Raw genomic sequence first — 16,077 nt, 5'->3', positions numbered from 1 at the left:
AGCACCTATTGCGCAAGGAAAAGCGACCGCCCGAAATCATGTTGCTGCCCTAACGGAAAGCAGATTTGGACAATTATGCCCAAAAAACAGCCTGTTTACAAAAGGGTAACAATGCACCCATGCAAATGCTGCATAGCAGAATTGCTTTCTTTAGGGATTGTGCACATGCAGCATTTAGCTATTTTGAATTCAACAAACGCCGATACCGGCACAACGTAATAAGTGAACTCTGAGGATAGACCCGATGGCCGCTGTAAACCAAATCGCAACACCTAAGTCTGTATTCTCGATCCTGCCCACAGCCTGGTTCGACGCGTTGAGCACAAAATTCGCGCGTTATCGCTTGTACCGCGAGACCTACAATGAGCTCTGCGAGCTTTCGGGTCGCGATCTTGCCGATCTGGGTCTGAACCGCTCGATGATCAAACGTGTCGCTTATCAGGCGGCCTACGAAAACAACTAATAGAGATCAGGCTCTTTTCTCCTCCTCCCTAAAGGGCCTGTCCTACGCGGTGACATCCTCCTCCTCCCTGATGTCACCGCACCCTAACACCGGCTAAGCCGGAACAGAATGCATCCGGATCTCCTCCTCCCTTGGTCCTGATGTTGTCATGAACGGCGGTACCCCCTCCTCCTCCCTGGGTACCGCCGTTTTTTGTGCGCCATACTCTCAAAAAAAATAAGCCTGAATCGCGACGGATAGCTTGCGCTGTGAGGCCCTTCTGCTCGGCAGATCTTTGACACGCCAGGCAAATCCGAGGGCCCATTAGCCCTACGCAGGACACCAAGGTTTAGCGCGCGAAACAGGTTACTTCGCGCTCCCCCAAAACAACCTATTGGCTGATCAGTGGCCGTTAGACTGCGAACAACAGGTAATCATCCCGCCAGCCCATCACCCCGCTGGCCCCCTGTGTCTGCCTATTCACCGGTATCTCCCCAGGCCAAGGCAGCGCGGCTGAAAAAAGTTAGAGTTGGTGCAGGAGGGGGAATCGCACTGACGCTGACATGAACACATGTGTTGCGATTCTTTCGTCAGTCTTTGATCGAATCGCCGCCTGTTTTCCCGTAGCTTCACGCCTTTTCCATTGAAAAGCCGTCACTACAGCCAAAATCCTATGACCTATGCCGCAGCCAGCGGGGTGCCTTGCCGCTGAGGGGGTCGTCCGTATTCCTGCGAAATGCAATAGCTGTCACAGGCTTGGTCCCGGTTTGGCAAACCATTGGCAAAAGGGGTGGCGGGCGCGCCGCGACAGTGGAACTGTCGTGGCGCGCCCGCCCGGGTCGGATCGCTTTGCGATCCGACCCCTGATCTTTCAGATCAGCAGAAACCTAAAATGGTACATCGTCCTGGGCGGTTTCAGCGCCTGCCCCACTGGCGGAAATAAAGCGCGCAACCACCTTTTTGGTGCCCGCCTTTTCAAAATTCACTTCCAGCTTATCCCCTTCGATACCAGCAATCGCTCCATAGCCAAATTTCTGATGAAACACCCGCTCTCCAAGGGTGAAGCTGGCGGTGGCCGTCAGGTCAATAATCGGGCTACCCGCTTGTTTTGGCTGTGAGTTTCCCCTTTGGCCAGCCCGCGCCTGCATGCGCTTCCAGCCCGGGGAGTTATAGCCATCGGCCTGGGCCACCTTGGCCTCAATGGTCGAGCGGACAGGTTCATCACTGCTGGCCGCAGCACCATAACCGCCGCCATAAAGCCCCGGAGGCGTCAGCACCTCGACATGCTCCTCGGGCAGCTCATCAACAAAACGCGACGGCAGCTGCGATTGCCACTGGCCAAAGACACGCCGGTTGCCCGCAAATGAAATGGTGCAGACTTCCTCGGCCCGGGTGATGCCCACATAGGCAAGGCGGCGTTCTTCCTCCAAACCTTTGAGACCGCTTTCGTCCATTGACCGCTGCGAGGGGAACAAGCCATCCTCCCAGCCCGGCAGAAACACCGCCGGAAACTCCAGCCCCTTGGCCGCATGCAGCGTCATGATGGAGACCTTCTGGTCCGAATCCTGCTTGTCATTGTCCATCACCAGGCTGACATGTTCCAAAAACCCCTGAAGGTTCTCAAAGTTCTCCAGCGCTTTGACCAGCTCCTTGAGGTTTTCAAGCCGTCCTGGGCTGTCAGGGTTTTTGTCCGCCTGCCACATGCCGGTATAGCCACTCTCATCCAGCACGATTTCCGCCAATTCCATATGAGAGATATCCGCGTCCCCGGTCATCCGCCCCCAGCGGGCCAGATCCTCAACAAGCCGACGCAGAGCAGCGCCCCCCTTGCCCTTGATCGCCCCCGCCTCAACAGCCAGGCGGGCGCCTTCCACCAGGGAGACCCCGTTTTCGCGGGCAAAGCTCTGGATGGTTTGCTGCGCTTTGTCACCCAGCCCGCGTTTGGGGGTATTCACAATCCGCTCAAACGCCAGATCGTCATCCGCCGAGGTCACCATGCGGAAATAGCCCATGGCATCACGAATTTCGAGCCGCTCGTAAAAGCGCGGCCCGCCGATGACACGGTAGGGCAACCCGATGGTCAGAAACCGGTCCTCAAAGGCGCGCATCTGATGCGAGGCCCGCACCAGAATGGCCATATCATTCAACCCAATAGGGCGCTGCCCCCGCGTGCCGCGCTGTGTCGCCTCGATTTCCTCGCCAATCCAGCGCGCCTCTTCTTCGCCGTCCCAATGGCCAATCAGTCGGACCTTTTCACCGCCCTTGGCGGCGGTCCACAGCTCTTTGCCCAGGCGGCCCGCATTGGCACTGATCACGCCGGAGGCGGCTGCCAGGATATGCTCGGTTGAGCGATAATTTTGCTCCAGCCGGACAACTTTGGCGCCGGGGAAGTCCTTTTCAAAGCGCAGGATATTGCCCACCTCGGCGCCGCGCCAGCCATAGATTGACTGGTCATCATCGCCGACACAGCAGATGTTTTTGTGACCGCCTGCCAGCAGCCGCAGCCACATATATTGCGCGATATTGGTATCTTGGTATTCGTCCACCATGATATAGCGGAACCAGCGCTGATACTGCGCCAGAATATCGCTGTGGGTTTGGAAAATCGTCACCACATGCAGCAGCAGATCGCCAAAATCGACGGCGTTCAGCTCCAGCAGGCGGCGCTGATACTGGGCATATAGCTCTGGCCCACGATGGTTATAGGCCCCTGCCTCAGACGCGGGCAGTTTATCCGGTGTCAGCGCCCGGTTTTTCCAGTCGTCAATGATCCCCGCCAGCATCCGTGGCGGCCAGCGCTTTTCATCTATTCCTGCGGCGCGGATCAGCTGTTTGAGCAAGCGAATCTGATCATCCGTATCCAGAATGGTGAAGTTTGACTTTAGATGCACGGTCCTGTGCCGACTCCGTACCGCCGATGGACCCAAATCCTCATAGGGGTTCGGGGACTCTGAGTCTCTGGCCTCATCAGGGCCGACCCCAGCCTCACCGCAGATTAACTCGGCGTGACGGCGCAGCAGCTTGACGCAGACCGAATGGAAGGTGCCAAGCCAGGGCATGCCCTCGGCCGGCTGGCCCAGCATCGCCCCGACCCGCTCTTTCATTTCGCGGGCGGCCTTGTTGGTAAAGGTCACCGCCAGAATTTCATTGGTGCGCGCCGAACCGGTGTTGAGCAGATGCACAATCCGCGCCGTCAGCGCCTTGGTCTTGCCGGTCCCGGCCCCGGCCAGCATCAGGACCGGACCATCCAGACATTCCACTGCCTCTCGCTGGGCTGGGTTCAGCCCGTCAAGATAGGGGGTGGGGCGGGCCGCCATGGCCCGCGACGACAGGGAGGCGCCGTCAAAGGCGTCCATTTCATCAAATGTGCTCATGCCCGTAACTCTAGCGTGATTCACCCCGCGAGAAAAGAGGACGTTCGCATTATGTTCGCAAGATTGATACCCCTTCAAATGCCCTGTCGTGCCCAATGCCTCCACCGCAGGGAACACGACAAAGTCAGCAAGCTCTTGCCAAGAGGCTTCTAGTTCCTATCAATGCGGCATGGATCTACATCAACACTACCCCGGCCTGTCCGATTTGCGCGCCCGCGCCCAGCGCCGCCTGCCGAAATTTGTCTGGGAATATCTCGACAGCGCAACGGGGGCGGAAGCCACAAAACATCGCAACCGCAGCGCCCTGGACAAGATCGGGTTTTTGCCCTCGATCCTGCATGGGCCCCTGCAGATCGATCTGAGCACCTCTTTTCTGGGGCGGGATTTGCCGCGGCCCTTTGGGATCGCCCCCCTGGGCATGTCCGGGCTTATCTGGCCCGACGCCGAAGGCCACCTGGCGCGCTTTGGCGCCGCCTCTGGCATCCCCTATTCCCTGTCCACGGTTGCCAGCCAATCGCCCGAAGACCTGGCGCCGCATCTGGGACCAGAGGCCTGGTTCCAGCTCTACCCTCCCAAAGACGAAGACATTCGCCGGGACATGTTGGAACGCGCCCGCAAGGCGGGATTCAAAACCCTGGTGCTGACGGCGGATGTGCCGGTGGCTTCGCGGCGGGAACGCCAGGTGCGCTCTGGCCTGACGCAGCCGCCCCGGTTGACGCCGCGCTTGCTGGCCCAGGTCGCCCAGTGCCCTACCTGGGCGCTTGGCATGACCCGCCAGCACCGGGGCCAAGGCGGCATGCCGCATATGCGGACCCTGGACAAATATGTCACCGAAAACAGCAAGGGGCTCTCCTCGACCGCCCATATCGGCTACCTGCTGCGCACCTCCCCGGATTGGGACTATGTTAAGTGGCTGCGCGATGCCTGGGAGGGGGTCTTTGTCATCAAAGGTGTGATGCGGGCCGAGGATGCCGCGCCACTGGAGCAAATTGGCGTTGACGCGCTTTGGGTGTCAAACCATGCCGGGCGCCAGTTTGACGCCGCCCCCGCCGCGATCGACGTGCTGCCAGAGCTGCGCGCCGCCACCACGCTGCCGCTGATCTTTGACAGCGGCATTGAAGGCGGGCTGGACATTCTGCGCGCCCTGGCGCTGGGAGCAGATTTTGTCATGCTGGGGCGGGCCTTTCACTTTGCACTCGCAGCATTGGGAGCACAGGGACCAGCCCATCTGTGCGATATTCTGAGCAAAGACCTTGAGGCCAACATGGGGCAACTGGGTCTGCACTCTCTCGCTGAGGTGAGAACTTTGCAAATTCGCAACCTAACGTTACCATCACAAGCAGTCAGCGCAAACGACTGAAACATGTAGCAAAGCCTGCGATCCATTTTCCTGGCTTCTGCGGTCAGCGGCAGTAGAATTACCACGCAGTCCCTAGATCCGAAGCGGCGACTAAAGATTCGGCGCTTTTAAAATCGGTTAAAAATCGGACAGGCATCAGCCGGATTCGCACTGCGATTTCGCCAGAAATGCTGCACCTGCACAAAAAACTGACGAATTCTGGCCGTATGGGAGCGCAATCATGCAGCAGATACCCAATACTACGGCTATACCAGTGGCTAAGATGTAACTAACACTTCGCCAACCCTAGCCTACTCCGAGGAGCGACAATGCCCGATTTCAAAAAGATCCTGATTGCGAACCGAGGCGAGATCGCCATCCGCGTCATGCGTGCCGCCAATGAAATGGGCAAACGAACCGTTGCCGTCTACGCCGAAGAAGACAAACTGGGCCTGCACCGGTTCAAGGCCGATGAGGCCTATCGCATTGGTGAAGGCATGGGACCGGTTGCGGCCTATCTGAGCATTGACGAGATCATTCGCGTCGCCAAAGAATGTGGCGCCGATGCGATCCACCCCGGCTATGGGCTGCTGTCGGAGAACCCGGAATTTGTTGATGCCTGCGCCCGCAACGGCATCACCTTTATCGGCCCCAAGGCAGAAACCATGCGCGCCCTGGGCGACAAGGCCTCGGCCCGTCGCGTCGCCATCGAGGCCGGTGTGCCGGTCATTCCCGCCACCGAGGTGCTGGGCGATGATATGTCCGCCATCGCGGAAGAAGCGGCAGAGGTTGGGTATCCGCTGATGCTCAAGGCCTCCTGGGGCGGCGGTGGGCGCGGCATGCGGCCCATTCACGGCCCAGAGGAATTGGAAGAAAAAGTCCTGGAAGGCCGCCGCGAGGCGGAAGCCGCCTTTGGCAATGGTGAGGGCTATCTGGAAAAGATGATCACCCGCGCCCGCCACGTAGAGGTACAGATCCTGGGCGACAAGCATGGTGAGATCTATCACCTGTTTGAACGTGATTGTTCGGTGCAGCGCCGTAATCAGAAAGTGGTTGAACGCGCCCCCGCGCCCTATCTGTCTGAGGAACAGCGGGCTGAGATCTGCGAATTGGGCCGCAAGATCTGCAAACATGTGAACTATGAATGCGCCGGCACCGTTGAATTTTTGATGGATATGAACGACGGCAAATTCTACTTCATCGAGGTAAACCCCCGCGTTCAGGTGGAACACACCGTCACCGAAGAAGTCACCGGCATTGACATCGTCCAGGCCCAGATCCTGATCGCCGAAGGCAAACCCATTGCCGAGGCCACCGGCAAAGACAGCCAGGCAGAGATCCGCCTCAACGGCCATGCACTGCAGACCCGTGTGACCACCGAGGATCCGCTGAACAACTTCATCCCCGATTATGGCCGCATCACCGCCTATCGTTCGGCCACGGGCATGGGTATCCGTCTGGATGGCGGCACCGCCTATGCAGGCGGGGTGATCACCCGCTACTATGACAGCCTGCTGACCAAGGTCACCGCCTGGGCACCAACCCCGGAAAAGGCCATCGCCCGTATGGACCGCGCTCTGCGTGAATTCCGGGTCCGTGGGGTTTCCACCAACATCGCCTTTGTCGAGAACCTGCTGAAGCATCCAACCTTTCTCGACAACAGCTACACCACCACCTTTATCGACAACACGCCGGATCTGTTCCAGTTTGCCAAGCGTCAAGACCGAGGCACCAAGGTACTGACCTATCTGGCCGACATTTCTGTCAACGGGCACCCCGAAACCGAAGGCCGCGCCGCGCCTGCTGCTGACCTGAAAGAGCCGCGCCCGCCCCATGTGGATCCGGCGCCCCTGCCCTATGGCACCCGCAACCTGCTGGAACAAAAGGGCGCCCAGGCGGTTGCCGACTGGATGAAAGCGCAGCGCCAACTGCTGCTGACCGACACCACCATGCGCGATGGCCACCAGTCCTTGCTGGCCACCCGGATGCGCAGCCATGACATGATCAAGGTAGCACCCGCCTATGCCCAGAACCTCAGCCAGCTGTTCTCGGTTGAATGCTGGGGCGGCGCGACCTTTGACGTGGCCTACCGCTTTTTGCAGGAATGCCCCTGGCAGCGGCTGCGTGATCTGCGCGAGGCCATGCCCAACGTGATGACCCAGATGCTGCTGCGCGCCTCCAATGGGGTGGGCTACACCAACTATCCCGATAATGTGGTGCAGGAATTTGTCCGTCAGGCCGCCACCACCGGGGTGGATGTCTTCCGGGTGTTTGACAGCCTCAACTGGGTGGAAAACATGCGCGTTGCCATGGATGCGGTGGTTGACAGTGGCAAGCTCTGCGAAGGCACCATCTGCTACACTGGTGATATTCTTGACCCCAACCGCGCCAAATATGACCTGAAATACTATGTCGGCATGGCCAAAGAGCTGGAGGCCGCAGGCGCCCATGTTCTGGGCCTGAAAGACATGGCAGGCCTCTTGAAACCCGCAGCCGCCGGGCAGCTGGTCAAGGCGCTGAAAGAAGAGGTCGGCCTGCCGGTGCATTTCCACACCCATGACACCTCGGGCATTGCCGGGGCCACCATTCTGGCCGCCGCCGACGCCGGGGTGGATGCGGTGGATGTGGCCATGGATGCCTTCTCTGGCGGCACATCACAGCCCTGCTTTGGCTCCATCGTCGAGGGGCTGCGCAACACCGACCGCGACACTGGCCTGGATATCGCAAAGATCCGCGAAATCTCCGCCTACTGGGAGCAGGTCCGGGCGCAATATGTCGCCTTTGAATCCGGCCTGCAGGCCCCCGCCTCTGAGGTCTATCTGCACGAGATGCCCGGTGGCCAGTTCACCAACCTCAAAGCTCAGGCGCGCAGCCTCGGTCTGGAAGACCGCTGGCACGAGGTCGCCCAGACCTATGCGGATGTGAACCAGATGTTTGGCGATATCGTCAAAGTGACCCCCTCCTCCAAGGTGGTGGGCGACATGGCGCTGATGATGGTCTCCCAGAACCTCACCCGCGATGAGGTGGAGAACCCCGATACGGACGTCTCCTTCCCCGATAGCGTCGTGGACATGATGCGCGGCAACCTGGGCCAGCCTCCCGGCGGCTTCCCCGATGGGATTGTCTCCAAGGTGCTCAAGGGCGAGGCCCCCAACCTGACACGCCCCGGCGCCCATCTGGAGCCGGTGGATCTGGACGAGACCCGCACCGAGCTGAGCAAATTGCTGGAAGGCAAACCCGTGGATAACGAGGATCTCAACGGCTACCTGATGTATCCCAAGGTCTTTCTCGACTACATGGGTCGCCATCGCCAATACGGCCCGGTACGCACCCTGCCCACGCGCGCCTTCTTTTACGGCATGGAGCCAGGCGAGGAGATCACAGCCGAGATCGACCCCGGCAAGACCCTGGAAATCCGCCTGCAGGCCCTGGGCGAAACCGATGAAAAAGGCGAGGTCAAAGTCTTCTTTGAACTCAACGGTCAGCCACGGGTGATCCGGGTGCCCAACCGTCTGGTCAAAGCCTCAACCGAAAGCCGTCCCAAGGCCGAAGCCGGCAAAGCCAACCACATCGGCGCGCCAATGCCCGGCGTTGTTGCCTCTGTGGCAGTGCAGGTCGGCCAGGAGGTGCACGAGGGCGACATGCTGCTCACCATCGAGGCGATGAAGATGGAAACCGGCCTGCACGCCGAGCGCTCTGCCCGGGTCAAGACCCTGCATGTCACCGCAGGCACCCAGATTGACGCCAAAGATCTGCTGATCGAGCTGGAGGATCTGGCGGCCGAGGACTAAGCGAGCCTGAAAGCTCGCGGATCATCCCGCCAATTGCCATGGCCCACAACAAAGCCCCGAAGGACTGCTCCTTCGGGGCTTTGCATTTTGGCCGGGCCAGATGCAGCAAGTCCTAGCTTTGTTGGCGCAGGTGCGGACTCACGCAGGGATACAGGTTAGGAAGCTGGCCCAAACAGGCGGCTTTGAATGCGTCCTGCACCTAGGCATCCTGCCAGATGACCTTTTGCGGCGGGTCACATTCCAGCAGATAAAAACTCGGCTGAATAAATCTGTACCAGCCCTCAACCTGCTCCGTCCAAAGAGTTTTCTGCCATTTCAAGGCCATGGCAGAAACCTGGTCAGCTGGGGTTTCCTCCCCTTTGGGCCCTGTATCACACAGCATGAACAGCGCCTGCACCTGAACGACTGGCACTGTCAGATCCTGCCCGGTGAACTCGGCTGATTTCGCCCCCTCATCGCCCCTGTCCCAGCCGGCGCCGGACTGCACCAACACCCCCAGAACAACCGCCGTCGACAGCGCAGCAAGTCGGATCTTTTCTTCGAGTTTTCCCACGGTGGTCTCCCATTTTGAAAGCTGCTGTCCGGTCTCAACGAACAGCGCGCCGCTTTCCGTCGCGGGACCTCAAAAAAAATCCACGACCTGCTCTTTTTTCGCCGACCTCAAAGCAGCCGCGCGCTGGCCTCGCCCCATGCGTTCCCAAACCCAGTTTATTGACAATCAAAAGAAGAGCCGAAACATTAAGCTAACCGGCTTTTTTTGATTTCTATTTTCTCGCGAGTATTCATGCCCAGTATTCAGCTTTCCGCTCCTGTAGGCCTTGCACCGCGACCGTTTGAGGGTGCTGCAGTCAAAAACATGGCCAAGGATGTTTCGCTGTTACGCGACATGCTCGCGGCCAATGGCATTGGCCCCCTGGGCCAGTCTGCCAAAATGGATGCGGGCCTGATCAAAGCCATCAACCATTTTCAAAAGAAGGCCGGTTTCAAAGTCACCGACAGCGTGGTTGATCCTGGCGGGCGCACCTTCAAAGCCTTGCTTCCAAAATATCAAAAAGCCCTGAAAGCACTGGAGAAAGCGCGCAAGGAACCCCTGTATGAAATGAAGTTCAAAGGGAAGACCATCCTGTGCAACAAAGCGGAATATGATCGTCTCTACGCCCAGGCGCTCAAGAACGTCCAAAGCCGTGTCAGCTCTCTGCTCTCCTACAATCGCATCCTGCAAATGAACCAAAAGGAATACCAGGACACGGCGGACTTCAGTAACGACGCTGCAATGGCGCTTATGCATGCCTTGTTTGTCTCGGTTGCCACCACCGGCGCGCCCAACCCGGCGCTTGCCAAAAAAGCCGCCAGCGCTGCCGCCGCCTTGAACAAGCTGGTGAAGAAAAACAAAGTCGGCGCCACGCTGACCGCCCAGGCCCATGCCAAGATCGCAACCAAGGTCAGCGACAGCATCATCAAGGGGCCCCTAAAGCAGGTCAGGAAACACGCCGACAGCACCTTGTCCGGCGCCACCGCGGCAGAAAGCCCCGACCAACTCGGCAAAAAAATTCACTGCGGCCTGCGCTGCGGATAAATCGATTCTGTCGCTGATTGATGCGCAGATAGAATCCGAACTGAAGACCGCGCAGCCCCAGAATTAGCCCTCACTGCCGCGACACCAGGACCTGCACCAAGCCAACGGTTCAGCAAAGACGCAGTGCCTGTCTCTGATTTGCAAAATCTGCGCATTTTTCTCTTGTGCCTGCCGCGCAACCGATCTAGAAGCCGCTTCACCAAATGCAGCGCGGGCGTAGCTCAGGGGTAGAGCATAACCTTGCCAAGGTTAGGGTCGGGCGTTCGAATCGCCTCGCCCGCTCCATTTGGACCATGAACAGGCCACTCCTTCGGGGGTGGCCTTTCGCGTTACAATGGGTAACCCTTAGCAAAGCCTTGCGCGGAATCAGCTTTGCGCCTAGGAACAGATCCAGAACACCAAAACAAGAAACAGGCAGGCCGCACCACATGCTCACATCCGTAGAACTATGCGCAGGGGCTGGCGGTCAGGCTCTGGGGCTGGAACGCGCAGGGTTTGATCACACCGCATTGGTCGAGATCGACAAGCATTGCTGTGCCACCCTGCGTCACAACCGGCCTGACTGGAATGTTCTGGAAGAAGACCTGCGTTTGTTCAAAGACGACGCCAGCACCTACAAGGGCATTGATCTGCTGGCCGGCGGCCTGCCCTGCCCGCCCTTCTCTGTCGCGGGGAAACAACTGGGCGAAAAGGATGAACGCAACCTTTTTGACGATGCCATCCATATCGTTGATGCCACCCGCCCCCGCGCGGTGATGATCGAAAACGTGCGCGGTTTTCTGGATGCGGCCTTTCATGACTACCGCGAAAAGTTGAAAAAACAGCTGTCCAAACTCGGCTATGAAACCGACTGGCGCCTGCTCAACGCCTCTGATTACGGTGTACCGCAGCTGCGTCCCCGGGTGGCCATTGTCGCCCTGCGCAAAGAATACTCCGACCAGTTCAGCTGGCCCGATCCCCTACCCTACAATCCCCCCACCGTCGGCGAGACCCTGCTGGACCTGATGAAATCTCGGGGCTGGCGCGGAGCAGACGACTGGGCCGCCCAGGCGGATGAGATCGCACCGACAATTGTGGGTGGTTCAAAAAAACATGGCGGGCCGGACCTTGGCCCAACGCGGGCACGGCGCGCCTGGGCATCGCTTGGGGTGGAAGGACGCACCATCGCCTATGAGGCGCCAGATCCTTTCCACAACGACATGCCCCGCCTCACGGTGCGCATGGTCGCCCGTATCCAGGGTTTTCCAGATGAATGGCATTTCACCGGCGCCAAAACCAATGCCTACCGCCAGGTCGGCAATGCCTTCCCGCCGCCAGTGGCCCAGGCCGTGGCCCTGCAACTGAAAGCCGCCATCGCCAAGCCCAAGCTCCATGCTGTGCGCGCCTGATATCCCGCACCACGCCCCTGAGCCAGAGGCCAGGACTGGGACCGAGGCTGGGACCGAGGCTGAAAACGGCCCAAGATGAAGCAAAAACTGCCCGATAGCCTGATTGCGCCCGGACATGCGGACTATGATCTGCTGATCGAGCTGGCAAGTGAGATCACCGCCCGTGCAGGCGGCGCCCTGGTGCTGCAAGAGCGCTTTCCGGCGATGCTGCGCCGCTGCATTGATGACGTGATCATGACGCCAAAAACCGGGCGGCGCGCCTATGAAGAGCTGGAAAAGACCGAAAAGACCTATATCGGCACCCGCGTCGAGATCGAGCTGCGCGCCCTGTTGCGTCTGCCCCGTGGGCGACTGGACACGGAAATCCTGGGCCGAGATGTCGATATCAAAAACACCATGGGCAGCAACTGGATGATCCCCACCGAAGCGATTGACCAGCCCTGCCTGCTGGTCGCCGCCGACGAAGCCCGCGCCCGCTGCTATCTGGGGCTGATCATCGCCCGCCCCGCCTATCTGACACAGGGAAAGAACAAGGACGGCAAGGGTTCGATTTCGGCCGCAGGGTTTGCCGATATTCTCTGGCTGCTCTGCGATCACCCCTACCCGGCCAACTTTTGGCGCTGTCAGGATCCCGATTTGGTGGCGGAAATATTTTCCCACAGCACCGGCAATACCCGTATGGCCAGCCTGTTTCGCCTGATCCAGAACAGCCCCATCGCCCGCGATGTGGTCGAGGCCGTCGCCCAGCAAAAGGACTTCATGCGCCGCATTCGCGCAGACAAGGGGCGCGGCACCCGGGATCTGCTGGAGCAGGAAGGCATCCTGCTGCTGTCTGGCCAGTATGACAGCCAGCTGATCAAAGCCCTGGGCCTGCCGCATTGTACTGGATCAGAGTTCATTTCCTGCACCCCGCAGCAGCAACACCAGCGCCGCCTGGCTGAACAGGCCGGGTTTCGGCTGCACACCCCCGGCGCGCAGCCAGCAGGCAAACCCGCCTCTGAGCGGTAACAGCCAAAGAAATCTCATACCCCTGGTCACTTTCCCTCTTGCGACCCTGCCGGGGATTGCCTAAACACCGCTTCACCAAATGCAGCGCGGGCGTAGCTCAGGGGTAGAGCATAACCTTGCCAAGGTTAGGGTCGGGCGTTCGAATCGCCTCGCCCGCTCCATTTGGACCAAACAGGCCGCTGGATGCAGATTGCATCGGCGGCCTTTTTGCTTTTTCTGTGATGATACAGTGCCGCCCAGCCCCAGCTGTCCCGCTGCAGAAAGGCCATGTCAAAAAACTCAGCAATGCGCCCATTTTGCCCTTGCGGCCTCGCCCGGCTTTGCCTAGATACCGCCTCACCAAATGTAGCGCGGGCGTAGCTCAGGGGTAGAGCATAACCTTGCCAAGGTTAGGGTCGGGCGTTCGAATCGCCTCGCCCGCTCCATTTGGATCAAACAGGCCGCTGGATGCAGATCGCATCGGCGGCCTTTTTGTTTGGCCCATGCTCTTTGCAGGCGAGATACCGGCCTGCGACGGACCTGGGTAAAACATTTGATCAAATTCCTTTGACCTCCCCGGCAAAACAAGACAATGCTAGCCACAGCTGCGCGGTTTATTTCATACCGCGCGCCCTGTCTGTCTTCGCCCATGTCTCAGATACATGCGCCCCACTAGAGGAATTCCGCAATGGCTCCAGTCGTTTACCCCACAACCAACCTCACGGCGACCGAACAGATGTGCCTGGACCGCGGCGAGGGAATCTATGTGTTTGACGACAAGGGCAACAAATACATCGAAGGCCTGGCCGGGCTGTGGTGCACCTCGCTTGGCTATGACAACAAAGAGGTGATCGCAGCCATCACCGACCAGCTGAACACCCTGCCCTTCAGCCACACCTTTGGCGGCAAGACCCACCAGCCGCTGATTGACCTGGCCGAAAAACTCGCCGCCATGGTGCCGGTGGACGACGCTTATATCTTCTTTGGCAACTCTGGGTCGGATGCCAATGACAGCCACTACAAGATGCTGCGCTACTACTTCAACGCCATCGGCAAACCGGAAAAGCGCAAGATCATCACCCGCGAGCGCGGCTATCACGGGGTTACCGTGGCGGCTGGGTCGCTGACCTCGCTGCCCGCCAATCTGGCGCATTTTGACGCCCCCGTAGAGGCGCTCAGCATCCTGCGCACCGATGCACCGCATTACTACACGGGCCGCAAGGGCAACGAGACCGAAGCGCAGTTTGTCGATCGCATCCTGCAGAACCTCGAAGACCAGATCCTGGCCGAAGACCCCGACACCATCGCCGCGATGATCATGGAGCCCATTACCGGCGCCTCGGGCGTGATTGTGCCGCCAGAGGGCTATTATGAAAAGCTGCAGGCCCTGCTGCGCAAACATGGCATCCTGGTCTGGGCCGATGAGGTCATCACTGGATTTGGCCGCACCGGTGCCGATTTTGGCTGCACCACCATGGGCATCAAGCCGGATCTGATGACCTTTGCCAAACAGCTGTCTTCGGCCTACTTTCCGATCTCTGCCAGCGTTATTCCCGGCTGGATGTACAAGGAAATGGTGGCACCCTCGAATGAGGTTGGCGTCTTTGGCCACGGCTATACCTATTCCGGCCACCCCGCCGCCTGCGCTGCGGCCCTCAAGACGCTGGAAATTTACGAGCGCGACAACCTGTTTGGACACGCCGCCGAAGTGGGCGATTACCTGCAGGCAGAGCTGCGCCGCATCTTTACCGATCACCCGCTGGTTGGCGAAGTGCGCGGCAAGGGCCTGATCGCCGCCCTGGAACTGGTGTCGAATAAAACCACCGGCGCGACAATTGCCGGGGGCAAGGGCGGAGCAGTCGCCGTCAAGGCCTGCCAGGACAACGGTGTGATCCTGCGCGCGGTTGCCGGCAATGCTCTGGCCTTTTGCCCACCGCTGATCATCACCAAGCCAGAGATTGATGACATGCTGACCCGTGTCAAAACCGCACTGGATACCAGCTATGAGAGCCTCAAGGCTGAGGGGCTGCTGGACAGCTAAGCCCCCACCTAAGCCCCTGCCTAAACCCAAGCCACATTCAAAAACAAACGCCCCGGAAAGCTCCGGGGCGTTTTGCAGTGTAGAACTGTGATTTTTGAGCGCGGCTCAGAATACCTTGAACGTCATGGTGGTCAGGGATCGCTCGATATTGGGGATCACCAACAGATGCTCGTTGATGTATTTCCCCACATCCGCATCCGAGGGAATATAGAGCTTCATCAGCAGGTCATATTCGCCGCTGGTGGAATAGAGCTCAGAATGGATTTCGCGGCGCCCGATTTCCTCGGCCACGGAATAGGTGGTGCCGGGTTTGCACCGGATCTGAATGAATACGCAGGTCGACATGGGCGTCCCTTTGGTCTTTTTGGTCACGTGATTTGCCGCCCAAGCTGGCACGCGCAGCCGCCGGGCGCAATGGTCGCAACGGATCTTGCCGCCGCAGCTGCTCGTTTGCCCGGCAAAGCCTGCCGATTGCCCCGTAAAACCCTTGAGCCAGCCCCCCTCTCCGCCCTATAAGTGCCGCGCAGACAGCAAGGAATAACCTCATGCGTAGCGCCAAGATCAGCCGCCAGACCGCCGAAACCGAAATCAGCGTTGAAATCAATCTCGATGGGTCGGGCTCATATGACAACCAGACCGGAGTTGGCTTTTTTGACCACATGCTGGACCAGCTGGCGCGCCATTCGCTGATCGACATGACGATCCGGGCCAAGGGCGATTATCACATTGATGATCACCACACCGTCGAAGACACCGGGATCGCGTTGGGGCAGGCCCTGGCCCAGGCGCTTGGCGACAAGAAAGGCATCCGGCGCTATGGCGAGTGCCACCTGCCCATGGACGACGCCCAGGTGCGCTGCGCGCTGGATCTGTCCGCCCGTCCCTATCTGGTCTGGAATGTGGAGATACCGACGCAAAAGATCGGCAGCTTTGACACCGAGCTGGTGCGGGAGTTTTTCACCGCCTTTGCCACCCAGGGCGGCATCACCCTGCATATCGACCAACTGCATGGTTTTAACAGCCATCACATCGTCGAAGCCGCCTTCAAGGCCGTGGCCCGCGCCCTGCGCCTGGCGGTGGAAACCGACCCGCGCAAATCTGACGCCATCCCGTCCACCAAAGGGGCACTTTAAGCGCCA

At 59.3% G+C, this 16,077-nt stretch carries 11 protein-coding genes and 3 tRNA genes; 11 read left to right on the top strand and 3 right to left on the bottom strand.

What is annotated here, in order from left to right; translation table 11 throughout:
• Window positions 1-244 precede the first annotated feature (244 nt).
• Complete coding sequence (locus N1037_08915; protein UWS81113.1) at window positions 245-463, top strand: DUF1127 domain-containing protein; 219 nt, start codon at window positions 245-247, stop codon at window positions 461-463.
• An 866-nt stretch (window positions 464-1,329) separates the two neighbouring features.
• On the opposite strand, the gene N1037_08910 is transcribed toward N1037_08915, so the two are convergent.
• Window positions 1,330-3,816 carry a UvrD-helicase domain-containing protein gene (locus N1037_08910; protein ID UWS81112.1) on the bottom strand — a complete coding sequence of 829 codons (2,487 nt, stop codon included), beginning with the start codon at window positions 3,814-3,816 and terminating at the stop codon, window positions 1,330-1,332.
• A 169-nt stretch (window positions 3,817-3,985) separates the two neighbouring features.
• On the opposite strand from N1037_08910, the gene N1037_08905 reads away from it, so the two are divergent.
• Together N1037_08905 and N1037_08900 are read left to right on the top strand one after the other, a co-directional pair.
• Complete coding sequence (locus tag N1037_08905; GenBank protein UWS81111.1) at window positions 3,986-5,176, top strand: alpha-hydroxy-acid oxidizing protein; 1,191 nt, start codon at window positions 3,986-3,988, stop codon at window positions 5,174-5,176.
• A 308-nt stretch (window positions 5,177-5,484) separates the two neighbouring features.
• Window positions 5,485-8,946 carry a pyruvate carboxylase gene (locus N1037_08900; GenBank protein UWS81110.1) on the top strand — a complete coding sequence of 1,154 codons (3,462 nt, stop codon included), beginning with the start codon at window positions 5,485-5,487 and terminating at the stop codon, window positions 8,944-8,946.
• A gap of 199 nt (window positions 8,947-9,145) precedes the next feature.
• Here the strand turns inward: N1037_08900 and N1037_08895 are convergent, their stop codons facing one another.
• On the bottom strand, window positions 9,146-9,499 hold the full coding sequence (locus N1037_08895; GenBank protein ID UWS81109.1) for a hypothetical protein: 354 nt from the start codon (window positions 9,497-9,499) through the stop codon (window positions 9,146-9,148).
• A 303-nt stretch (window positions 9,500-9,802) separates the two neighbouring features.
• Between N1037_08895 and N1037_08890 the strand changes: the two genes are divergently transcribed.
• From N1037_08890 to N1037_08860, 7 genes are all read left to right on the top strand, one after another.
• A complete protein-coding gene (locus N1037_08890) occupies window positions 9,803-10,522 on the top strand; it encodes a peptidoglycan-binding protein (protein ID UWS81108.1) in 720 nt (239 codons plus the stop codon).
• Window positions 10,523-10,732: 210 nt separating this feature from the next.
• A tRNA-Gly gene (locus tag N1037_08885) sits at window positions 10,733-10,807 on the top strand.
• Between the two features lie 143 nt (window positions 10,808-10,950).
• Window positions 10,951-11,910, top strand: a complete 960-nt coding sequence (locus N1037_08880; GenBank protein UWS81107.1) for a DNA cytosine methyltransferase — start codon at window positions 10,951-10,953, stop codon at window positions 11,908-11,910.
• 75 nt (window positions 11,911-11,985) lie between these two features.
• On the top strand, window positions 11,986-12,918 hold the full coding sequence (locus N1037_08875; GenBank protein ID UWS81106.1) for a hypothetical protein: 933 nt from the start codon (window positions 11,986-11,988) through the stop codon (window positions 12,916-12,918).
• Between the two features lie 86 nt (window positions 12,919-13,004).
• Window positions 13,005-13,079: transfer RNA gene (locus N1037_08870), tRNA-Gly, on the top strand.
• A gap of 189 nt (window positions 13,080-13,268) precedes the next feature.
• A tRNA-Gly gene (locus N1037_08865) sits at window positions 13,269-13,343 on the top strand.
• Window positions 13,344-13,585: 242 nt separating this feature from the next.
• A complete protein-coding gene (locus N1037_08860; protein ID UWS81105.1) occupies window positions 13,586-14,938 on the top strand; it encodes an aminotransferase in 1,353 nt (450 codons plus the stop codon).
• A 105-nt stretch (window positions 14,939-15,043) separates the two neighbouring features.
• On the opposite strand, the gene N1037_08855 is transcribed toward N1037_08860, so the two are convergent.
• Window positions 15,044-15,283 (bottom strand): Lrp/AsnC family transcriptional regulator, encoded by a 240-nt coding sequence (locus N1037_08855; GenBank protein UWS81104.1) that lies wholly within the window; start codon window positions 15,281-15,283, stop codon window positions 15,044-15,046.
• A gap of 200 nt (window positions 15,284-15,483) precedes the next feature.
• Here N1037_08855 and hisB point away from each other — a divergent pair, with 200 nt between their 5' ends.
• Complete coding sequence (hisB, locus tag N1037_08850) at window positions 15,484-16,071, top strand: imidazoleglycerol-phosphate dehydratase HisB (protein UWS81103.1); 588 nt, start codon at window positions 15,484-15,486, stop codon at window positions 16,069-16,071.
• The last annotated feature ends 6 nt before the right edge of the window (window positions 16,072-16,077 follow it).

The sequence above is a fragment of the Phaeobacter sp. G2 genome (assembly GCA_025163595.1).
Taxonomy (GTDB): Bacteria; Pseudomonadota; Alphaproteobacteria; order Rhodobacterales; family Rhodobacteraceae; genus Pseudophaeobacter.
Note: the sequence above shows the minus strand (reverse complement) of the source record. Positions and strands in the feature narration are given on the sequence as shown.